This is a genomic window from Bosea vaviloviae, assembly GCF_001741865.1.
Taxonomy (GTDB): domain Bacteria; phylum Pseudomonadota; class Alphaproteobacteria; order Rhizobiales; family Beijerinckiaceae; genus Allobosea; species Allobosea vaviloviae.
On the sequence record NZ_CP017147.1, the window covers coordinates 724012 to 743441 of the forward strand.

Here is a 19430-nt window from a genome sequence, read left to right on the forward strand (position 1 = left end):
TCGCGCGCGGTTGGCTCGGCGCGTTACTGGTCAAGGGGCCGACACCTCATCCCTGCCCTTCTCCTTACAGGAGAAGGGTTCCCCGCGCCCATCACCGCTGCGGAGCGGTCGACTCTCAAGGCGACAAGCCCAGCCGCCCGAGCGCCTCGCGCGCCTCCTGGAGCTGCGGATCGAGTTCGAGCGCGCGCTGGTAATCGGCGATCGCCTCGTCCCGGCGGCCGAGCGCCTCGCGGACATGGCCGCGCGTGTCATAGGCATAGGCCGCGCTCGGCGCCTTCGCCACAGCGCTGTCGGCGGATGACAGGGCCTCGGTGGCGCGGCCGAGCTTGAACAATGACCAGGCCCTGAGATTATGCGCCGTTGCCTCGTCCACCCCGCGCGCCAGCGCCCTGTCGACATCGGCCAGCGCCGCCGCAAAATCGTCCTTATCCGCCATCAATCTTCCGCGCTCGTAAAAGGCCGCGGCGAGCCTGGCCTGGCCGATATCGATCACGGCGTTGAAATCGGCGATCGCCGCCTCGGTGTCACCCTTGCGGGCGCGCAGCCGCGCCCGCTCGAACAGCACGGCGCCGGGGTTGCCCGGATCCAGCTCCAGCACGCGGCCGAGATCGGCGATGGCGCGGTCGAAATCATCGAGCCTGGCGCGCAGGAAGGCGCGCGACCAGTAGAGCCGCGAATTCGCCGGCTCGCGGGCGATCAGGTAGTCGTAATCGGCCAGCGCCTGATCGACCTTCTGCTGGCGGGTCAGGATCTCGGCGCGCAGGCGCAGCGCCTCGACCGTGTCGGGCGCGCGCAGCAGGGCCTTGTCGAGATCGACGAGTGCTTCCTCGGCGCGATCCCGCTGCACCAGGACGCTCGCGCGCGCCGTGAGAGCGCCGGGCGATGCCGGATCGAGCGCGAGCGCCGCCTGCGCATCGGCAAGGGCGCCATCGAGATCGCCGCGCTGCGCCTTGGCCTGGGACCGGCCGACAAGGCCTGGCGAGGCCTGCGGCGCCAGCCGCACCGCATCGTTGAAATCGAGGATGGCGCGGTCGAGATCGCCGCTCCTCCGATAGGCCTCGCCGCGCCCGGTGAGCACGGCGGCGTCAGTCGGGCGCAAGCGCAGCAGATTGGTGTAGTCGGCCACGGCGCGCGCCGGCTCCTTCAAGCGCAAGGCCGCCTCGGCCCGCAATTGCAGGGCCTCGGTCGAGCCCGGCGCCAGGCGCAGGGTTTGCGAGAATTCGGCGACCGCGCGCTGGTCGTCGCCCTTCAGGGCCAGCACCTTGCCGCGCTTGACATGCACCGAGGCATCCTGCGGCACGAGCCTGACCGCCTCGTCGAGATCCTTCAGGGCGTCGTCGAGCCGGCCCTGCTCAAGGCGCAGCACGCCGCGATTATAGCGGGCATTGGCGAATTTCGGGTCCAGCGTCAGGGCCTTGTCGAAATCCGCCTCGGCAGCCGTGAAATCCCGCTTGAGGAAGAGGGCAGCGCCGCGATTGTCATAGGCCTCGTGGAAATCGGGCTTGAGCCGGACGGCCTCGCTGAAATCCGCGATGGCGAGATCGAATTCGCGGCCATCGGCATATTCGACGCCACGGTTGAAGTAATGCAGCGAGTTGCGCGGATCGCGCGCGATGATCAGGCCGTAATCGGCGATCGCCCGGTCGCGCTCGCCCTTGTAGGAATAGGCCACGGCCCGGTTGGAGACATAGCGCAGAGTGTCGGGGTCGAGCGCGATCGCCGCGTTCAGCTCCTGGATCGCCCGCTCCTGGTCGCCGCGCTGGCGAAACAGATCGGCAAGACGGCCATGCGCCCGCGCTCGGATCGCCGGCGCCTCCCGCGCGATGCCGACAGTGGCGCGGCAATGCTTCCACAGCCCGGCCTCGTCGCGCGCCGAGAAACAGGCGCGCGCCTCGCGGCTGCTCTGGGCAGATGCGGTCTGCGCCGCGCCCAGCCCGAGCAGCAGGGCTGTCGATGCGAGCAGTATGGCCGGGCCAATCAGGCGCACACGCTTCACTCGTTCTCGCATGCCCTCTCCTGGGTTGTGGCGCCGCTACCGGGAGCCGCCGGGCGCGGGCGCCAGCGGCGTGCCATCTCCTCGCCCTTGCGGATCTGCGCCGGCGTCAGCTTCGGCTTCAGCCCGTCGAGGGCGCTGCGCGCATCCGCACCGTTCTGCGCGGCAGCCAATGTCAGCCACATCAATGCCTGCACCGGATCGGCCGCGACGCGGGTGCCGTCCCGGTAGAAGGCGCCGAGATTGGTCTGGCCGTCGACATTGCCGCGCTCGGCGGAGAGACGGAACAGCCGCAGCGCCTCGCCGAGATTCTGCGCCACCACGGTTCCGCGCATATGCATGACGCCGAGCGCATTGAGCGAATAGGCGAAATCCTGGTCGGCCGCCTTGCGGAACCAGCCGAGCGCGGCGGCATCGTCGCGGGCAACGCCTTCGCCGCGCGCATAGCGCAGGCCGAGATTATACTGCGCTGCCGGGTCTCCGGCCTCGGCCGCCTCGCGATAGAGCGCGACCGCGACGGAAAGATCGATGGGCAGGCCGAGCCCGCGCTGATAGGCGAGCGCCAGCGAGGTCTTGGCCGGGGCGCAGCCGGCAGCCGCCGCCTTGCGCAGCCAGTCGACGGCCTGAGCCGGATCGCGCGCGACGCCGCGACCGTTCTGGAGCAGTTCGGCGAGCCCGCGCTCGGCGTTGACATGGCCTTGCTCGGCCGCCTGGCGCAGCAGCCCGGCGGCACGACGCTCGGTCTCAACATCACCGGGACGCGCCTTCAGCAGGGCAGCCGCCAGATTGTATTGTGCGACGGCATAGCCCGCCGCCGCGGCCCGCTCGTAAAGCGCGAGCGCCTGGCTGGCGTCAGTGCGAACGCCGTCGCCGCGTTCATAGGCGGCGGCGAGATTATTGACCGAAGGCCAGTGATCGAGCGCCGCGGCGCGGCGGTAATAGGCCAGCGCCTTCTGCTGGTCGTGGCGCACATCCAGGCCGTGCTGATAGGCTTTTCCGAGCGCGAACAAGGCCGCCGCATCGCCGCCATCAGCGCGGCGCTGCAACTCTGCGAGATCGGGAGCGGCGCTCGCCGGCGCAGCGAGCGCGAGCGAAACCGCAAGGCATAGCCAGGCCAGGCGCAGCATGATTCCCAAGCAAGCGGCGAAAGACGGCGATTTTGGGGAGAGGGTCGGCCGCGTCTCCAGCGAGCGCGGCCGACCCATGATAGCGCGTCTCACCGCACCAGGATGTTCCGGAACTGCCAGGGATCGCTCTCGTCGATGTCCTCGGGGAAGAAGCCCGGGCGGCCGTCGAGCGGCGTCCAGTCGGTATAGGCGCCGGTGACCGGACCGAGATAGGGCAACTGCACTTCGAGGCAGCGGCGGAAATCCATCTCGTCGGCCTCGACGATGCCGGCCTTCGGATTCTCCAGCGCCCAGACCATGCCGGCGAGCACGGCCGAGGTCACCTGCATGCCGGTGGCGTTCTGGTAGGGCGCGATCCGGCGCGTCTCCTCGACGGAAAGCTGCGAGCCATACCAATAGGCGCCCTTCGCATGGCCGTAGAGCAGCACGCCGAGCTCGTCGATGCCGTCGACGATCTCGTCCTCCTCGAGGATGTGCTGCTCCTCCTGCACCTGGCCGGCATTGCCGAACATCTCGTGCAGCGAGAGCACGGCGTCATTGGCCGGGTGATAGGCGTAATGGCAGGTCGGCCGGTAGACGGCTTGGCCCTTCTCGTCGCGCACGGTGAAATAGTCGGCGATCGAGATCGACTCGTTATGGGTCACCAGGAAGCCGTATTGCGGCCCCGGCGTCGGGCACCACGACCGGACGCGGGTGTTGGCGCCGGGCTGGAGCAGATAGATCGCGGCCTTGCAGCCGGCCTCGTGCTCGCGGCCGTTCTCCGGCATCCAGGTCTCATGCGTACCCCAGCCGAGCTCGGCCGGCTGCATGCCCTCGGAGACGAAGCCCTCGACCGACCAGGTGTTGACGAAGACGCCACGGGGCTTGGGGTGCTTGGCGCGCTGCGTGTCGCGCTCGGCGATATGGATGCCCTTGACGCCGACCTGCTGGGCGAGCTTGCCCCACTCCTCGCGCGTCGTCGGCTCAGCCACCTGCAAGCCGAGATCGGCGGCGATGTTGAGCAGGCCCTGCTTGACGAACCAGGACACCATGCCGGGATTGGCCCCGCAGCAGGAGACCGCCGTGGTCGTGCCGGCCGGGCGGGCATGCTTGGCGCCGATCGTCGCCTCGCGCAGCGCATAGTTGGAGCGCTCGGCCGCGCCCTTGCTGTGGTCGAAATAGAAGCCGAGCCAGGGCTCGTTGACGGTGTCGATATAGAGGGCGCCGAGATCGGAGCAGAACTGCATGATGTCGAGCGAGCCGGTATCGACCGACAGGTTGACGCAGAAGCCCTGGCCGCCGCCGGTCGTGAGCAGCGGCTCCAGCAGCGTCTTGTAGTTCTCCTGCGTCACCGCCTCCTGAATGAAGCGGATGCCACGCTCGTCGAGCAGGTCACGATCGGCATCGTCGGGCGCGATCACCACGAAGCGCGACCGGTCGTACTCGAAATGCCGTTCGATCAGCGGCAGCGTGCCGCGGCCGATGGAGCCGAAGCCGATCATCACGATCGGGCCGGTGATCTTTCCGTGTACAGGCCAGTTGCTCATTCTCGGGTTGTCTCCTTCGCGATTGCGCGTCGTTGGTGGAAATGGCCTTGCATGGCCATCGCCGGCTCGTAGGGGGGAAGCGCTCCCTGAGTCAAATCCTGACCGGCCGGTTTTGCTAATGGGCTCCGGGATAATCGGCATCGAGCACGAAGGGATACGGCCCCGCGAAACGCTCGACATAAGCGGTGTGACTGACGAAACCCGCGCCCTCGCGCCAGCTATGCAGCAGATAGGCCGCCGGCTCCATATGGAAGGTCGCCGCACCGTCATCGCTCAGATCGAGCGTGACCTGATGCGTCACGCTGGGCGCGATCTGCGCGATGGTGCCGGCGAAGCGCGTCACGATCGGCCGGTGGTGATGGCCGCAGACGATGCGCTCGACATTGGGATGGCGCGCAACGATGGCGGCGAAATCCGCCGCGCCTTCCAGGAGGCGGATCGCATCCATATGCGCGATGCCGCAATCGAAGGGCGGGTGGTGCATGAAGATCGCCACCGGCTTGCCCTGCGCCTCGGCCAGGGCCTGTTCGAGCACGGCAAGCCGCGCCGAGCAGAGCCCGCCAAAGCTCTGCCCCGGCACCAGCGTGTCCAAGCCGATCAGGCGCATCGGCCCAAGATCGGCAACGAACTGGATGAAGCCGCCATCACGCAGGGTATGCGGATCGAGCTTCAGCCCGGCGAGCAGCGTCTCGCGGCGGTCGTGATTGCCCGGCAATAGCAGAACCGGCATATCGAGCCGGCTCAGCAAGCTCTGCAGCAACTCATACTCCTCGGCCAGCCCGCAATCCGTCAGGTCCCCGGTGATGACGAGGACGTCGGGCCGCGGCCGCAGGCTTGCGACCGCATCGAGCGCGCGCTCGGTCAACGCATTGGTCTCCGAGACGCGATAGGCCGGCTTGCCGCGCGGGCGGATATGCAGGTCGGTGATATGGGCGATGAGCATGGCTGGTCTCTGAGATGGCAGCTGCGCCGTCATGGTCGGGCTTGTCCCGACCATCCACGTCTTCGTCTGCCGAGGCTGGTGTTCAAGACGTGGATGCTCGCCACAAGGGCGAGCATGACGGTTGTGCGCGGGAAGGCCGACGTCAGTTCGTCGGCAGCTTCAGCGCGGTCTGTTCGACATAGGGCCGCATGACCTCGTCGGCGGTCTTCTGCGCCGCGACCAGCGCCTCCTTCGGCGACTTCTTGCCGGAGAGCACGGCCTGCAATTCGTCCTCGATCGCCTTGCGGACGGGGACGGTCTTGTAGGTCGCGAACCACGGCTTGGCGAAGGCGAGCTGCTTCACCGCGATGCCGGCGTCCGGGTTCTTGGCCAGGAACTCCTTCATCTCGGGCAGGTCGTAGGCGGCCATGTTCGGCGCGAAGTAACCGGTGGCGCGGCTCCACCAGCCGGACTTCTCGGGCGCCGTCATCCAGTTGATCAGCGTCCAGGCGGCCTCGCGGCGCGCCCCCTCGACGCCCGTCGGGATGACGAGCGAGGCACCGCCGATCGGAACCTCGTTCTTCACGTTCTTGGGCACGAAGGCGACCTTGTAGGGGAATTTCGCATTGCCGCGGATATGGGTCAGCGAACCGGTCGAGAGCAGCACCATCGAGGACTGGCCCGAGAGGAAGGCGCTGGAGACGGCGCCGCCCGCCTGCACGCCGGTGGGGTGGACCTTGGCCTTGGCGACGAGGTCGGACCAGAAGGTCAGAGCGCCGAGCATGGACGGGGTATCGTAATAGACCTCGCCGCCGTAATCGACATTGAACCACTGCCCGCCATTCGACTGGGTCAGCGCCTGCAGGATCCAGCCGCCATAATCATAGTTGGAAGGCATCGTGATGCCCCAGCGGGTGACGCGGTCGCCCTCGCGCTTGGTCAGCTTCTTGGCGGCGGCGGCGAGCTCTTCCCAGTTGGTCGGCAGCTTGTCGGGGTCGAGGCCGGCTTCCTTGAAGTGGTCGGCATTGATGTAGAGCAGCGGCGTCGAATTGTGGAAGGGCACGCCATAGACCGAGCGATCGAGCACGGCGTTGCCGTAGAGCGCCGGGAAGAACTGGCCCATGAACTGGTCGTTGGTCTTGCCGGCGGCCTTGATCAACCCGTCGAGCGGCTGGATCTCGCCCTCGATCTTGAGGTCGAGCAGGAAGTTCGCCGACATGATCGCCGCCGCCGGCGGCTTGCCGGCCTTCATCGCGGCGCGGGTCTTGATCAGCGTCTCGTCATAGCTGCCGGTATAGACCGGCGTCGCCTTGATCGCGGGATGCGTCTCGTTGAACTCCTTGATCATCGCAGCCATGTCGCGGGCGAGCTGCCCGTCGACCGGGACCGGGAAGAACAGTTCGATCTCGGTGGGAGCCTGCGCCAAGGCCGGCGCAAAGGCCGGAGAAAGCGCGAAGCTCGCGGCGAAGGCCGCGCCTGCGAGGACGGAACGACGCGTGGTCGTCATGCGAGTGGTCGTCATGGTGGCTACCTCTTACTTGATGCCGGATGAGACGAAGGAATTGACGAAGGCGCGCTGGAACAGCGCAAACGCGATCAGGAGCGGCGCGCTGACCAGGAGCGTGCCGGCCGCGATGACGCCCCAGGCCTGCGCGCCCTCGGCGCCGCGCGTGAAGCTCGCGAGCCCGACGGTGAGCGGGCGCAGATCGGGCGAATTGATCACCATCAACGGCCAGAGGAACTCGTTCCAATGCGCGGTGACGGAGACGATCGAGAAGGCGATCAGCGAAGGCTTCGCCAGGGGCAGGTAGATGAAGCCGATGCGCTGCCAGACATTGGCGCCGTCGATCAGCGCCGCATCCTCGAGCTCGCGCGGGATCACCTTGAACGCCTGGCGCATCAGGAAGGTGCCGAAGGCCGAGGCGAAATAGGGCGCCATCACGCCGAGCAGGCTGTCATAGAGCCCGAGCTTGGCGACCATTACCAGATTGGGCACCATCAGCACGACCGGCGCGAGCATGAGCTGGAGCAGGAAGAGATAAAAGCAGATCGTGCGGCCGGGAAACTCGATCCGCGCGAAGACATAGCCGGCTAATGTCACCGTGACGAGCTGAACGGCGAGGATGCCGAAGCTGATGATCATGGTGTTCAGCGTGTAGCGCGGGAAATCGGCCGAGCCCCAGGCCTCGGCGAAATTGGCCAGCGTCGGAATGTAGCGCGGCACCAGCGAGGCCATGCCGGCGCCGACGCTCTCGGGGTTGAAGGCCGCGACCAGCATCCAGATGAAAGGCACCATCCAGAGCGCCGCGATGGCGAGCGTGGCGCCATAGCCGAGCCTGGGCGAGATCTCGCGATTGGCGACGCTCATGCCTCGCGCTCCCCGAAGGAGCGTTCGAGCGTGCGCAGCGAGGAGGCGGTGATGGCAAGCAGCAGCGCCAGCATCACCAGCGTGCCCGCCGCGGCGCGACCCGCATCATAGCTCTCGACCGCCTGCTGATAGACATAGAACAGCAGGAGATTGGTCGAATCCGACGGCCCGCCCTTGGTCAGCACGAAGACGTGGTCGACCTGCGTCACCACATTGAGCAGGCCGATGACCAGCACGAAGCCGATCGTCGGCTTGAGATAGGGCAGCGTGATGTAGCGCAGGCGCTGCCAGGGGCCGGCGCCGTCGAGGATCGCCGCCTCATAGGCGTCCGCCGGCACGGCCTGCAGGCCCGCCAGGAAGAACAGCATGTAGTAGCCGGCGTTCTTCCAGATCGTCAGGCCCATGATCGAGTAGAGCGCGACATCGGGATCGCCGAGCCAGTTCGGCCCGCTCAGAGCAAGCTTGGCGAGGTGATAATCGAGCAGCCCGACATTGGGCAGGAACAGGAACAGGAAGATCGAGGCCGCAGCGACCAGCGGGATCAGGACCGGCAGGAAGAACAGCGCTCGGACAAGCGTATTGACCCGGTTCGACTTGGCCAGCGCCATGGCGAAGCCGAGCGCCAGGACGAGACTGGGGACCACCGTGCCGAAGGCGTAGACCAGATTGTTGGCGAGCGCCTTGCGGAAGGCCGAATCGGCAAACAGCTTGAGGAAGTTGTCGAGCCCGACATAGACCTGCGGTCCACCGATCTTTCGCTGGTTGTGCAGCGCCTGCCAGGCGACCTCGAGCACCGGCCAATAGGTGAACAGCGCCAGGAACAGGAGCGAGGGCGCCAGCATCGCGAAGGCGAGCATGGTCGTGCGCCGCGGCCGCCATTTCGCGACCCGCCACTCCCTCGCCATTCCCGTCACCAGTACCGCGTCCGCCATCATCCCACCTTTGGCGGGGGTCATGGCGGCGATGGGCGACGGACAGGTGACGACGCCATGACAGTGGCGTGACATATGCGCATGGTCCCGAAGACGCCTCTCTCGGCACGTCAAGCGGGTTAGTGCGACATCGTGATGGACATCACCCGCGGGTGGCGTCGATCACCGCTTCGACGTCGGTCACCACTGCTACATTCTGCAGTGCGTAGTTGACCGAAGCCGTGTGCCATTCGGCGTTCATCGTCGAGCACGCGTCTTCGGGAACGATCATGAAGTAGCCCTTGTCGGCGCCCGTCCGCGCCGTATGCTCGATCGACATATTGGTCCAGGCGCCAGCGACGATTACGATGTCGCGGCCGAGGGCCTTGAGCACGGTTTCCAGCCGCGTGCCCTCCCAGGCGCTCATGCGCTGCTTCTCGACGACATGGTCGCCGGCTTGAGGCTCCAGCCCCGGCACGGGCGCTGCACCCCAGGTTCCGCGCACCAGCGCATTGGCGTCGGCCAGCCCCTCGAAGAGCGGTGCGTTCATGGTAACGCCCGGTGCGCCGGGCTCGACGATGAACCAGACATGGATCACCGGTATGCCGCGCGCGCGCGCCGCCTGTGCCAGCCGCGCCGCGTTGGCGATCGCGTTCTGCTGCCGGCAGTGCTCCGGCGAGCCCGAAACCGCGAAGGCCCCGCCCTCCATGACGACGTCGTTTTGCATATCCTGGACGATCAGCGCGCAGCGCGAAGGATCGAGGCCGTACCCGGCAGCGGCCTTCTTGACCCCGCTTGTCGCGACGGTCGCCGCAGGGATGACGCCTGACATCGGTTCCTGCGCGCGCCCGCCCCCACCGCCGCGACCGCCTGGGCTGCCGCCGGCCTTCATGAACGGCTCGATGCGCGGGCCGACCTTGGTCTCGACGGCATAGAGCGAATGCGTCGATGTCAGGAACAGCGTGCGCCAGTCCTGCCCACCCCAGGCGAGGTTGCCGACCAGTTCCGGCACGCGCAGCTTGCCGATCAGCTCGCCCTTGATCGTGTAGACCCAAACTCCGCCGGGCCCGGTGACCCAGAGATTGCCCTGCGCATCGCATTTCATGCCGTCGGGCACACCGGGCTCGCTGGACGAGACGATGCCGGAGGCGAAGATGCGGTCGGGACCGAGGCGCCCGTCCGCCAGGATGGGGAAGACGCGGATGTTGTGCTGCACCGTGTCGTTGACGAAGAGCCTGTCCTCCGTCGGGCAGAAGCACAGGCCGTTGGGCTGGTCGAAGAGATAGCGGTCGACAAGGAGTTGCGGCTCGCCGCCCCCCGGCGGAATGCGATAGACCCCCTGAAAGCCGAGTTGGCGTGGCCGCTCGACGCCGAAGACCGGCATGCGGCCATACCAAGGGTCGGAAAAATAGATCGACCCGTCCGATTTCACCACGACGTCGTTGGGGCTGTTGAGCTCTACGCTCTCGAAATGCGACGCCAGCACCTCGCGCCGCCCGTCCGACCGCTCGCGGATCAGGCTCGAGGTGGCGTGCTCGCAGACGATCAGGTTCAACTCGGCATCATAGGTCATGCCGTTGCATTTGTTCGCCGGGCGCATGACCTCGCGCACGCCGCTCCGGTCCCAGCGCCGGCGCACATCGCCCGGCATGTCGGAGAACAGCAGGTGCTGCTCCTGCGGGTGCCAGACCGGGCCTTCGCAGAATTCGAAACCCGTGCCGAGCTGGCGAACCGGGCCCCAAAGATCGACGAGATCGGCGAATTGCGGCTGAACGGCGACATGCGTGGTCATTGCCGGGGTCCGCTCATGCCGCGAACCAATTGCGCGCCGGCAGCGACTGCACCACCGGCCCCGGCACCGCCATGTCCATGCGCCCGACGACCGCGCCATGCTCGATCTTGGCCGGCTTGTCGTGCACCGGCAGCAGGAACCGGCCCGTCGCCAGCAGCTTCTTGATCGCGGCCTTCTCCTCGCGCTTCGAGACGCCATGATTGCCTGTCGTACGCGGCTCGTTGGCGTGGAGTTCGTGGAAGGGCGTCACGATCTGGTCGTTGAAATCGTAGATCACGTCGCCGCAGATGATGGCGCGGCCTTCGGTCGTGTCGACATGCACGTTCATCGAGCCCTCGGTATGGGCGCCGGCCGCCTCCAGATAGCAGCCGGGGAAGAGCTCGATCATCCCCGACAGCTCCAGGTCCTCGAAGCGCAGCGCGTCGCGGGTGTGCAGCCGGTCGATCAGGTGCTTGATGTCGGGCGCCGGGTATTGCGGGTGCATCAGGCCCGAGACCGAATATTCGAGCTCGCGGCGGTTGACGAGCACGGTCGTATTCATCGGGAAGAGTTCGTCCTTCCCGGCATGGTCGATATGGAGATGGGTGTGCATGACATAGCGCACGTCGCCCATCCGCACGCCGTGTCTCGCGAGCTGGTTCTCGATCATGTTCTCGTGGAACTGAAGGCCGCGCATGCCGAGGCTCTCCATGATCTGGTTGTGGCGGTAGCCGGTATCGACCACCACCGGCCAGGGACCACCGAGGACCAGGAAGCCATAGGTCGGCACCCGCCTTGTGCGGCCGCAATCGCGCCCGAGCACGAGGAAGCTCGCCTCCAGCTCGATGTCGCCATAGTCGAGGATCTTGATTTCGAGCGCCATGGGTCCCTCCCCTCAATCTTGTCGCAGGCGGTAGACCCGCCGCGCGGTCTCTCTGAACACGGCCTGATGAGCCTCTTCCGGTACAGCCGCGAGATGCGCCGAGATTAGTTCCGGATAGGTCGTCCAGAGTTTTTCGATCGGAAAATTGGACCCGAACAGGCAGCGTTCGGGGCCGAAGAGCGCCAGCGTCTGAACGGCTATCAGGCGGATATGCGAGACGTCGTTGCGGCGCAGGAAGGTGCCGAGTCCGGAGAGCTTGCTGACAATGTTGGGCTGGGCGGCGAGCAGCGTCATGCCGTCGCGCCAGGCGGCGAGGCCGCCGGGGCTGAGATCCTCCAGCATGCCGGCATGCTGGAGGACGAAGATCACGCCTGGACAGGAAGCGGCGAGATCAGCGGCGCCCGCCATCTGCCCGGCAAAAACCTGCAGGTCGAAGCTGAAACCGTAATCGGCAAGGCGGGCGACATTGGCGACGAGGCGCGGATCGCGGGCGAGATCGGGCCCGCTGGAGAAACGGTAGAGTGTGTTCTCGTGCCAGTGAAGCTGCATCCGGACACCGCGGACACGCGGATTGCGGGCGAGCGCATCGAGCTGCGACCTGGCGTCATCGGCCAGCATGTCGGCATAGGCGACGATCGCGATCGGGAAGCCGGCCTCGTCGGAGGCGCGCGAGACGTAATCGACCTCGTCGAGATAGCGCACTGGGGCCCAGTTCGCCTGGACATAGACCGCTTCGGTGACGCCGGCGGGCCGGCAGTCCTCGAGATATTCCGTGACGGGATAGTCGCGGCGGATCGGCTCGTAGGGGCCGAAGATCCGCGGCTGCATCGGACCGACGAGCCAGGGCAGATCCGCCTGCCGCCAGATGTGGAAATGGGAATCGACATATCCAGTCATGCCGCTTGCGAGCCTCCGAGCGAAAGAATGTGCCGGCAGATGCGCGCCGTGCTGGCGCCGTTGCCGAGGCTGGCGAGGCGTGGCGCAATCAGGCGCAGCGCCTCGGTCTCTGGCCGATAGGCAGGGTCGGCTGCGAGCGGCGTCAGCCAGTCGATGCGATGGGCGCGCTGGCTGAGCCGCGCGACGGCTGTGACGAGCGCCGCGGGATCGCCGCGCTCCAGCCCGTCGGAGAGCACGATGACGACCGCGCCGCGCGCGTAAGACGCGAAGCGCGGCACGGCGAGGAAGGCTTGCAGCGCATCGCCGATGCGCGTGCCGCCATCCCAGTCGGCCACGAGCCCGGCGGCCTCCGCCAGCGCCTGTTCCCGACGCTTGCGCCGCAGCGCCTTCGTGACGCGCGTGAGCCTGGTCCCGAAGGTAAAGACCTCGGCGAAAGGTGCTGACTGCACGATAGTATGGGCGAGTACGAGATTGGCGTCACTGCGCTGCTTCATCGAGCCGGAAACGTCGATCAGCAGCAGGATCGGCCTTGGCCGCGCGACGCGACGCAGCTTTTTCAAGCTCATCACCTCGCCATCATGGCGGATGGCGGCCCTGAGACTGCGCGCAAGATCGACCGTCGCACCGCGCCGTGCGCCGCGCTGGCGATAGCCGCGCCGGCGCGGCAGCGCCTCCGGTAAGGCCCTGCCGAAGCGGCGCAGGGTCTCGTTCTCATCGAGTGGTTTCAGCAGGCGCATCGACAGCGCCTCCGCGCCGGTCGCCGCCTGGCCGGTCTCGTTGATCTCCTCGCCCTGCAGGATTTCGCGGGAGCCGGAGTCCTCCTGCACCGACATTTCGTCATCGGACGCGAAATCCTCGTCGCCAGGTTCGGCGATGGCGCCGAGGAAATGCGCGTCGAACAGCGCGTCGAAGCGCTCGCGCTGCTCAGGATGGGGTGCGAGGGTCGCGACCGCCGCCTTGCGGACATGATCGAGGCTGCGCGGCCCCAGCAGCTCTATGGCGCTCAGGAAGGAGACAGTCTGCTCCGGCGCGACGGCGAGACCATGCTGCCGTAGCAATGCGGGGAAGGATACGAACAGCCGGGCGGCGGGTGGGAGCGGTGCTATCATGCCGCCAGCCCCGGAATAAACAGCGGCAGGCGCGGGCGCAGATGCGCGAGATCCTCCTCGTCCTTGATCGCCGTGCCGAGCGAGCGGCGGAAGGCCTCCGGCCAGGATGCACCGGTCTGCGCGAGCGCGGTCGCAGCTTCCGCCCAGTCGACGGCCTCGGCCACGCCGGGCGGTTTGGCCAGCGGCTCCTGCCGCAGCAGCCCGACCGCGTGGACGACGGCGCGCGCCGTACCTTCCGCAACCGCCGAGGAGCGCAGCATGATGATCTGCGCCTCCCGCTCCGGCTCGGGATAGGCGATGTAATGGTAGACGCAGCGCCGTCGCAACGCCTCGTGAAGCTCGCGGGTGCGGTTCGAGGTCAGCACCACGACCGGCCGCTCGGCCGCACGCAGCGTGCCGCGCTCGGGAATCGAGATCGAGAAATCGGAAAGGAATTCGAGCAGGAAGGCCTCGAATTCATGGTCGGATCGATCGATTTCGTCGATCAGAAGCACGGTCGATTCCGGCCGCCGCAACGCCGTCAGCATCGGCCGCTCGATCAGGAAATCGTCGCGGTAGATGTCCAGCGTCTCGCCTTCGCGCGCCTGCCGGATCGCGAGCATCTGGCGCGGATAGTTCCATTCGTAGAGCGCGGCCGAAGCGTCGATGCCCTCGAAGCATTGCAGCCGGATGAGCTGGCGGCCGAGGATGCCGGCGATGGCCTTGGCTGCCTCGGTCTTGCCGACGCCGGGCGCGCCTTCGAGCAGCAGCGGCTTGCCGAGCGCGAGCGAGAGGTAGCCTGCCGTCGCGATGCCGTCATCGGCGAGATACATCGCCCCCGTCAGGGCCTGGGCAAGATCCTCGGGGCTGGAGATGCCGGCTACCGTCGTGCGCAGGACCATGGCGTCAGCGCCAGTTGACCGGGCCGCCGCGACGCGGGCCGGGCTTGACGCCGCCATTGGCCTGGATCGCCCGCAGGATCTTTTCCGGCGTGATCGGCAATTCGTCGACCCTGACGCCAATCGCATTGTAGACCGCGTTGGCGACCGCGGGCAGCACCGGGTTGGCGCACATCTCGCCCGGCCCCTTGCCGCCGAACGGCCCGTCCGGCGCCGGTCGTTCCAGCACCGTGACGTGATAGGGCGCGATCTCGCCCGGCCCCGGCATCAGATATTCGTTGAAGTCGCGCGGGCCGTGTTCGGGGTTTGGGTAATAGGGCTCCGGCGTCTCGTAGAGCGCATGGCTGATCCCCATCCAGGCGCCGCCGACGAGCTGTTGCTCGACCATGCGCGGATTGATGACACGGCCAAGCTCATAGGCGCTGGTCATCCTGAGCACCTCGACCTCGCCGGTCTCGTCATCGACCGATACATCGGCGACGAGGCAGGCATGCGCGAAATCGGTGTTCGGATTCATCTCGCCGGTCTCGGCGTCGACGGCCGAGAGCGGGATCAGGAAGATGCCGCGCCCGGCGATGGTCTTGCCCTGCTTGAACTGGGCGGCTTGCGCCGTCGCCTTGACGGTGATCGTCTTCGAGGGCGCGCCCCGGACATGGATGTTGCCGCGACCGTCGGTGACGAGATCGCTGGCATTGACCTCGAGTTCTTCGGCTGCAGCCTCGAGCAGGACGCCGCGCGCCTCGCGCGCCGCGACGATGATGGCGTTGCCCATGCGGTGTGTGCCGCGCGAGGCGAAGGAACCCATGTCGTGCGGGCCGGTGTCGCTGTCGGCGGTGTCGACGAAGACGTCCTCGATCGGCACGCCCAGCGTCTCGGCCGCGATCTGCCGCGAGACCTGCTTCATGCCCTGGCCGAGATCGATGGCCGAGAGCGCGACGGTGAATTTTCCGTCCGGATTGGAATGGATCAGCGCCTGGCTCGGATCGCCGCCGAGATTCATGCCGATCGGGTAGTTGACCGAGGCCATGCCCCTGCCTTCGTGACGGGCCATCTCAGCGCCTCCTCGTGCCGAAGACCGAAGAAAACCGGACCGCGCCATGCTGCGTCTGCGCGGGAGCCGCCGGTGGCGCGCTCGGCGAAGGCGGGGGCGAGGAAGGCTGCGCAGCCGGATTGCCGACCGGCTGATATGGCGAAGGCGCGTAGGCAGGCGGCGGCGGAGGTTGTAACGCGGCCGGCGCAACCGGTTCGTAGCGCGGCACCTGCGTCGGCACGACACCTCCGTCGCGCGCACCTTCCATGACCGGCCGCTTGCTGAGCGGGATGCGCGCCGTTCCCGCTGGAAGCGTCTGTGTGGCCGTGCTCGTTCGTGTATCCGGCCGGCCGATCTGGCCCTTGGTGTCGATCACGGTCGCCGGGATCTGGCCACGTTCGCCGGCCCCGCCGGTGAGCGAGGATTGCCGTTTCGCCTGCTCGGAAAGCGGCCAGTTCGCCGTCTCGCCCACGACCTGCACGCATTCGATCAGCGCCGTGTTCTTGGCAACCCGTCGATGCGCCTTCATGTCCCCGTCGCGATAGGCGTGGAGGATGCGGAACTCCATCGGGTCCATGTTGGCCGCCTCGGCGAGGCGGTCCATCTGGACCTCCAGCGCGAAATCGACCGCAGTGACGCCAAAACCGCGCATGGCCGTCGAGGGGCAGCGATTGGTGTAGGCGACATAGACGTCCGAAGCGACGTTGGGGATCCAGTACGGTCCGGGCAGATGCGCCGTGCACTTGATCGCGGCGTAGCTCGACAGCCGGGTGTAGGCGCCGGCGTCGAAATAGCTGCGGATGGTGCGGGCGACGATGCGCCCATCCCGCATCAGCCCATCCTTGATGTAGATGCGCTCGGCCCCACGCGGCGAGCCGTAGAGCATCTCCTCCTCGCGATCGAGGACGAAGCGCACGGGCCTTCCGGTCTGCATCGCGCCGAGCACGGCCAGCGGCTCGGTCAGCGCATCGACCTTGCCGCCGAAACCGCCGCCGACCGTGCCGCCGATGAAGTGGAGCTGGTTCGACGGCAGGGCGACGATCTTGGCGGTGGTGTCGAGCGCGAAGAACAGGCCCTGCGCACAGGAATGCACGACGTAGCGCCCGTTCTGGTCCGGCGCAGCGATGGTGCCGTTCGTCTCGGTCGGCGCATGCTCGATCGGCGACATCTGGTAGCGGTGTTCCATCACGATGTCGGCGGAGGCGAAAGCGCGCTCGACATCGCCGAAGCGCAGCTTCTGGTGGTCAAAGCGCTCGTGATATTCGAAATAGTTGCCGGGATAGGTGTCGTTGACGACAGGCGCGCCGGGCTTCAGCGCCTCCTCGACGTCGAACACGGCCTGCAGCAACTCATAGTCGATCCTCACGAGCTTCCTGGCTGCCAGTGCCTCCGCCTCGCTGTCGGCGAGGATCGCCACCACCGGCTCGCCCTTGTAACGAACCTTGTCGACGGCGAGCGACGGTTCGTCGTCCTTGCCGAAATTGATCAGGCTCAGCAGTGTGTTCTTGTTCACCGGCACGTCGGCACCGCGCAGCACGCGCTTCACGCCGGGCGCGCGTTCGGCAGCCGAGATGTCGATGCCGCGAATCCGGGCATGGGCGTGCGGGCTGCGCACGACCTTGAGATGCAACAGCCCGTCGAAGGCGTGATCGTCGAAGAACCGCGTCCGCCCGGTGACATGGCCCGGCATGTCCTGCCGCTGCAGGCCCTTGCCGATGATGTTGAGATCGTCGTCGCGCTCGTCGGCGAAGATGTCCTTGCGCATTTCCATCATGGCCGTTCCCCTCAGGCTCGCCGCTGGCCTGGCGCGCTCGCAGCGGCCAGGATCGCAGCGACGATCGGCTCGTAGCCGGTGCAACGGCAAATATTGCCCGCGATCGCCTCGATCACCTCGTCGCGGCTCGGGCTCGGATTCTTCGCCAGCAAGGCGCGTGCGGCCGTCAGCATTCCCGGCGTGCAGAAGCCGCACTGGGCGGCGAAATGGTCCATGAAGGCGGCCTGCAGCGGGTGGAGATCGGGACCGTCGGCCAAGCCCGCGGCAGTCTCGACATGGCGCCCCTCGCAAGCAACGGCGAGCGTCAGGCAGGAGAGTTGCGGCTCGCTGTCGACGAGGACCGTGCAGACACCGCAAGTCCCCTGGCCGCAACCATATTTCGGCGAGAAATCGCCCAGGCCGCGCCTGAGTGTGTTCAGCAGCGTCTCCGGCGCATCGACGAAGGCGGCGCGGTCGGAGCCGTTGAGCCTGAACTGGACCGGTATCTTGGCCATGGCGCGCCTCCTCAGCGGGGTTCGCCGGCGAGCAGCCGGCCGAGATGGATGGGCAGCACCTCGCGGCGGTACCATTCGCTCGCGATCGCGTCGGTGGCAGGCTGGCAGCCTTCGAGCGCTGCCTGCTTCGCGGCCTGGATGGCGGCGGCATCAAGCGCCATTCCATTGAGCGCCTTGCCCTCCAGCACCCGCTCGACGCCGCGCGCCCGGATCGGCGTCGGCGCCATGGCGCCGTAGGCGACGCGCGCCTGCGTGACGCGGCCAGCCTGCGACGGCAGATAGGCGGCGATGGAGAGCACCGAGATGCCCTTCGGCTTGACCCGGCTGATCTTGCGGAAATGGAACTCGCCAGGATTGGCAGGACGCGCGAACTGAACGCCGGTGACGAGGCCCGATGTCGTACCGCGGTCGCGACCGGCGAGGAACTCGTCCAGCGGCACGCCGCGTCCCGTGCCGTAGCCCGCCTGCAGCACGACCTGCGCGTCGAGCGCCAGCAGCGCCACGGTGAAGTCGCCATAGGGACAGGCCGCGAAGAGATTGCCGCCGACCGTCGCCATGTTGCGGATGGCCGGGCCGCCGATGGCACGTGCGGGACCGTGCAGGAAGGCGAGCTCGCGGCTCGCCAGCAGTTGCGCCATGGTGACGCCGGCGCCGAGTTCGATGCGCGAGCCGCCGGCATTGACCTGCTGGAAGGCCGGATCGGTGATGCGCACCAATGTGCCCTCGGTCAAGCGCCCCTCATTGACGTCGCGCATCACCAGCGTGCCGCCGCCGATGAGCACGGCATGGCGGTCCCCGGAAAGGATGCCGGCGGCCTCGGCCATCGTCGCGCAGCTTCTCACGCCGAGCATGTCAGACGCCCTCCCTGGCCAGTTCGGGCAGGCGGCGCACCGCCTCGATGCCGTTGGTGTAGACCTCGTCGCCGACGATCCGGGCGAGTTCCGCCTCGCGGCCGGGCGGCGTGGTGAAGCGGCTTTCCCAGTGCCAGAAGGCCCGGTTGCCGTCCGTGACCGGCAGCAGCCGGACATGGGCGACGTAGTTGAAGAGCGGGATCGGCGTGTCGAGCAGGCAGTAGCTGAAGGTCATTTCGAGGTCCGAGAGCGTGAGGAGCTGCTCGCGCAATTCGCTACCGTCCTGCAAGGAGAAGCGGCGCACGCAGCCGATCCTGTCGGAAGGATGCCCGCGCTCGATCTCGCTTCGCGCCACGATCGGGTGCCAGCGGTCATGGCCATTGAAATCGCGCAGGATCGACCAGAGCCGGTCCACCGACGCGTCGATGATAGTGCTGCGGACGACGTGAGGCATGGCCTCATCCCCCGAATGCGCGCTTCAGCGCGTCGAATCCACCCTGGAAGACATTCGTCCCGATACCTTCGATCAGCTCGGCCTCGCGCTCGGGCGCGCAGTCGAAATCGGCGGACCACTCGATGAAGGTTCGCTCCTGGTCGGTGATCGGCGTCAGCCTGAGCGTCGCGACATAATTCGTCAGCGGCATCGGCGAATCCAGGATCGCGTAGGTGCAGAACATGTCGTAGTCCGACAGGCCCAGAAGCTGCTCTCGCAGGCGGTCGCCGCTACGCAGCGTGAAGGCGCGGATGCAGCCGACCTTGTCGGCGGGCTCGCCGTTCTCGATGCGGCTCTCGGCGATGCGCGGGTGCCAGTTCGGCAGGCCGTTGAAATCGCGCAAGCGAGCCCAGACCTTGGCAACGGGGGCGGCGATGACGCTGGAAACGTAGACGCGGGGCAT

The 19430-nt window shown here is 67.2% G+C and carries 18 protein-coding genes; all 18 read right to left on the minus strand.

The window, feature by feature from the left end; all coding sequences use genetic code 11:
• Positions 1-115 precede the first annotated feature (115 nt).
• Positions 116-2008, minus strand: a complete 1893-nt coding sequence (locus BHK69_RS03420) for a tetratricopeptide repeat protein (protein ID WP_083269096.1) — start codon at positions 2006-2008, stop codon at positions 116-118.
• A complete protein-coding gene (locus BHK69_RS03425; RefSeq protein ID WP_069688882.1) occupies positions 1993-3120 on the minus strand; it encodes a tetratricopeptide repeat protein in 1128 nt (375 codons plus the stop codon). The genes BHK69_RS03420 and BHK69_RS03425 overlap by 16 nt, the downstream gene beginning before the upstream one ends.
• Positions 3121-3209: 89 nt before the next feature.
• Entirely contained in the window at positions 3210-4646 is a 1437-nt protein-coding gene (locus BHK69_RS03430; protein WP_069688883.1) for a homospermidine synthase, read from the minus strand.
• A 115-nt stretch (positions 4647-4761) separates the two neighbouring features.
• Positions 4762-5589 carry a phosphodiesterase gene (locus BHK69_RS03435; RefSeq protein ID WP_069688884.1) on the minus strand — a complete coding sequence of 276 codons (828 nt, stop codon included), beginning with the start codon at positions 5587-5589 and terminating at the stop codon, positions 4762-4764.
• 142 nt (positions 5590-5731) lie between these two features.
• Positions 5732-7075: an ABC transporter substrate-binding protein gene (locus tag BHK69_RS03440; RefSeq protein ID WP_069688885.1), complete on the minus strand. Its 1344-nt coding sequence runs from the start codon at positions 7073-7075 to the stop codon at positions 5732-5734.
• 27 nt (positions 7076-7102) lie between these two features.
• Entirely contained in the window at positions 7103-7936 is an 834-nt protein-coding gene (locus tag BHK69_RS03445) for a carbohydrate ABC transporter permease (protein WP_069688886.1), read from the minus strand.
• Complete coding sequence (locus BHK69_RS03450) at positions 7933-8841, minus strand: carbohydrate ABC transporter permease (RefSeq protein WP_069688887.1); 909 nt, start codon at positions 8839-8841, stop codon at positions 7933-7935. The genes BHK69_RS03445 and BHK69_RS03450 overlap by 4 nt, the downstream gene beginning before the upstream one ends.
• A 169-nt stretch (positions 8842-9010) precedes the next feature.
• Complete coding sequence (locus BHK69_RS03455) at positions 9011-10639, minus strand: isochorismatase family protein (RefSeq protein WP_069688888.1); 1629 nt, start codon at positions 10637-10639, stop codon at positions 9011-9013.
• Between the two features lie 13 nt (positions 10640-10652).
• Positions 10653-11501, minus strand: a complete 849-nt coding sequence (locus BHK69_RS03460; protein ID WP_069688889.1) for an MBL fold metallo-hydrolase — start codon at positions 11499-11501, stop codon at positions 10653-10655.
• 12 nt (positions 11502-11513) lie between these two features.
• On the minus strand, positions 11514-12398 hold the full coding sequence (locus tag BHK69_RS03465; RefSeq protein WP_069688890.1) for an amidohydrolase family protein: 885 nt from the start codon (positions 12396-12398) through the stop codon (positions 11514-11516).
• Positions 12395-13507, minus strand: coding sequence for a vWA domain-containing protein (locus tag BHK69_RS03470; RefSeq protein ID WP_069688891.1), 1113 nt, complete (start codon positions 13505-13507; stop codon positions 12395-12397). Before BHK69_RS03470 ends, BHK69_RS03465 begins: the two co-directional genes overlap by 4 nt.
• On the minus strand, positions 13504-14388 hold the full coding sequence (locus tag BHK69_RS03475; protein WP_069693342.1) for an AAA family ATPase: 885 nt from the start codon (positions 14386-14388) through the stop codon (positions 13504-13506). The genes BHK69_RS03470 and BHK69_RS03475 overlap by 4 nt, the downstream gene beginning before the upstream one ends.
• A 4-nt stretch (positions 14389-14392) precedes the next feature.
• Positions 14393-15436, minus strand: coding sequence for a xanthine dehydrogenase family protein molybdopterin-binding subunit (locus BHK69_RS03480; protein ID WP_069688892.1), 1044 nt, complete (start codon positions 15434-15436; stop codon positions 14393-14395).
• Position 15437: 1 nt separating this feature from the next.
• Positions 15438-17189: a xanthine dehydrogenase family protein molybdopterin-binding subunit gene (locus BHK69_RS03485; RefSeq protein WP_069688893.1), complete on the minus strand. Its 1752-nt coding sequence runs from the start codon at positions 17187-17189 to the stop codon at positions 15438-15440.
• Positions 17190-17200: 11 nt separating this feature from the next.
• Positions 17201-17683 (minus strand): (2Fe-2S)-binding protein, encoded by a 483-nt coding sequence (locus BHK69_RS03490; protein WP_069688894.1) that lies wholly within the window; start codon positions 17681-17683, stop codon positions 17201-17203.
• A gap of 11 nt (positions 17684-17694) precedes the next feature.
• On the minus strand, positions 17695-18534 hold the full coding sequence (locus BHK69_RS03495; RefSeq protein ID WP_069688895.1) for an FAD binding domain-containing protein: 840 nt from the start codon (positions 18532-18534) through the stop codon (positions 17695-17697).
• Position 18535: 1 nt separating this feature from the next.
• Positions 18536-18988, minus strand: a complete 453-nt coding sequence (locus tag BHK69_RS03500; protein WP_069688896.1) for an SRPBCC family protein — start codon at positions 18986-18988, stop codon at positions 18536-18538.
• Between the two features lie 4 nt (positions 18989-18992).
• Positions 18993-19430: an SRPBCC family protein gene (locus BHK69_RS03505; RefSeq protein ID WP_069688897.1), complete on the minus strand. Its 438-nt coding sequence runs from the start codon at positions 19428-19430 to the stop codon at positions 18993-18995.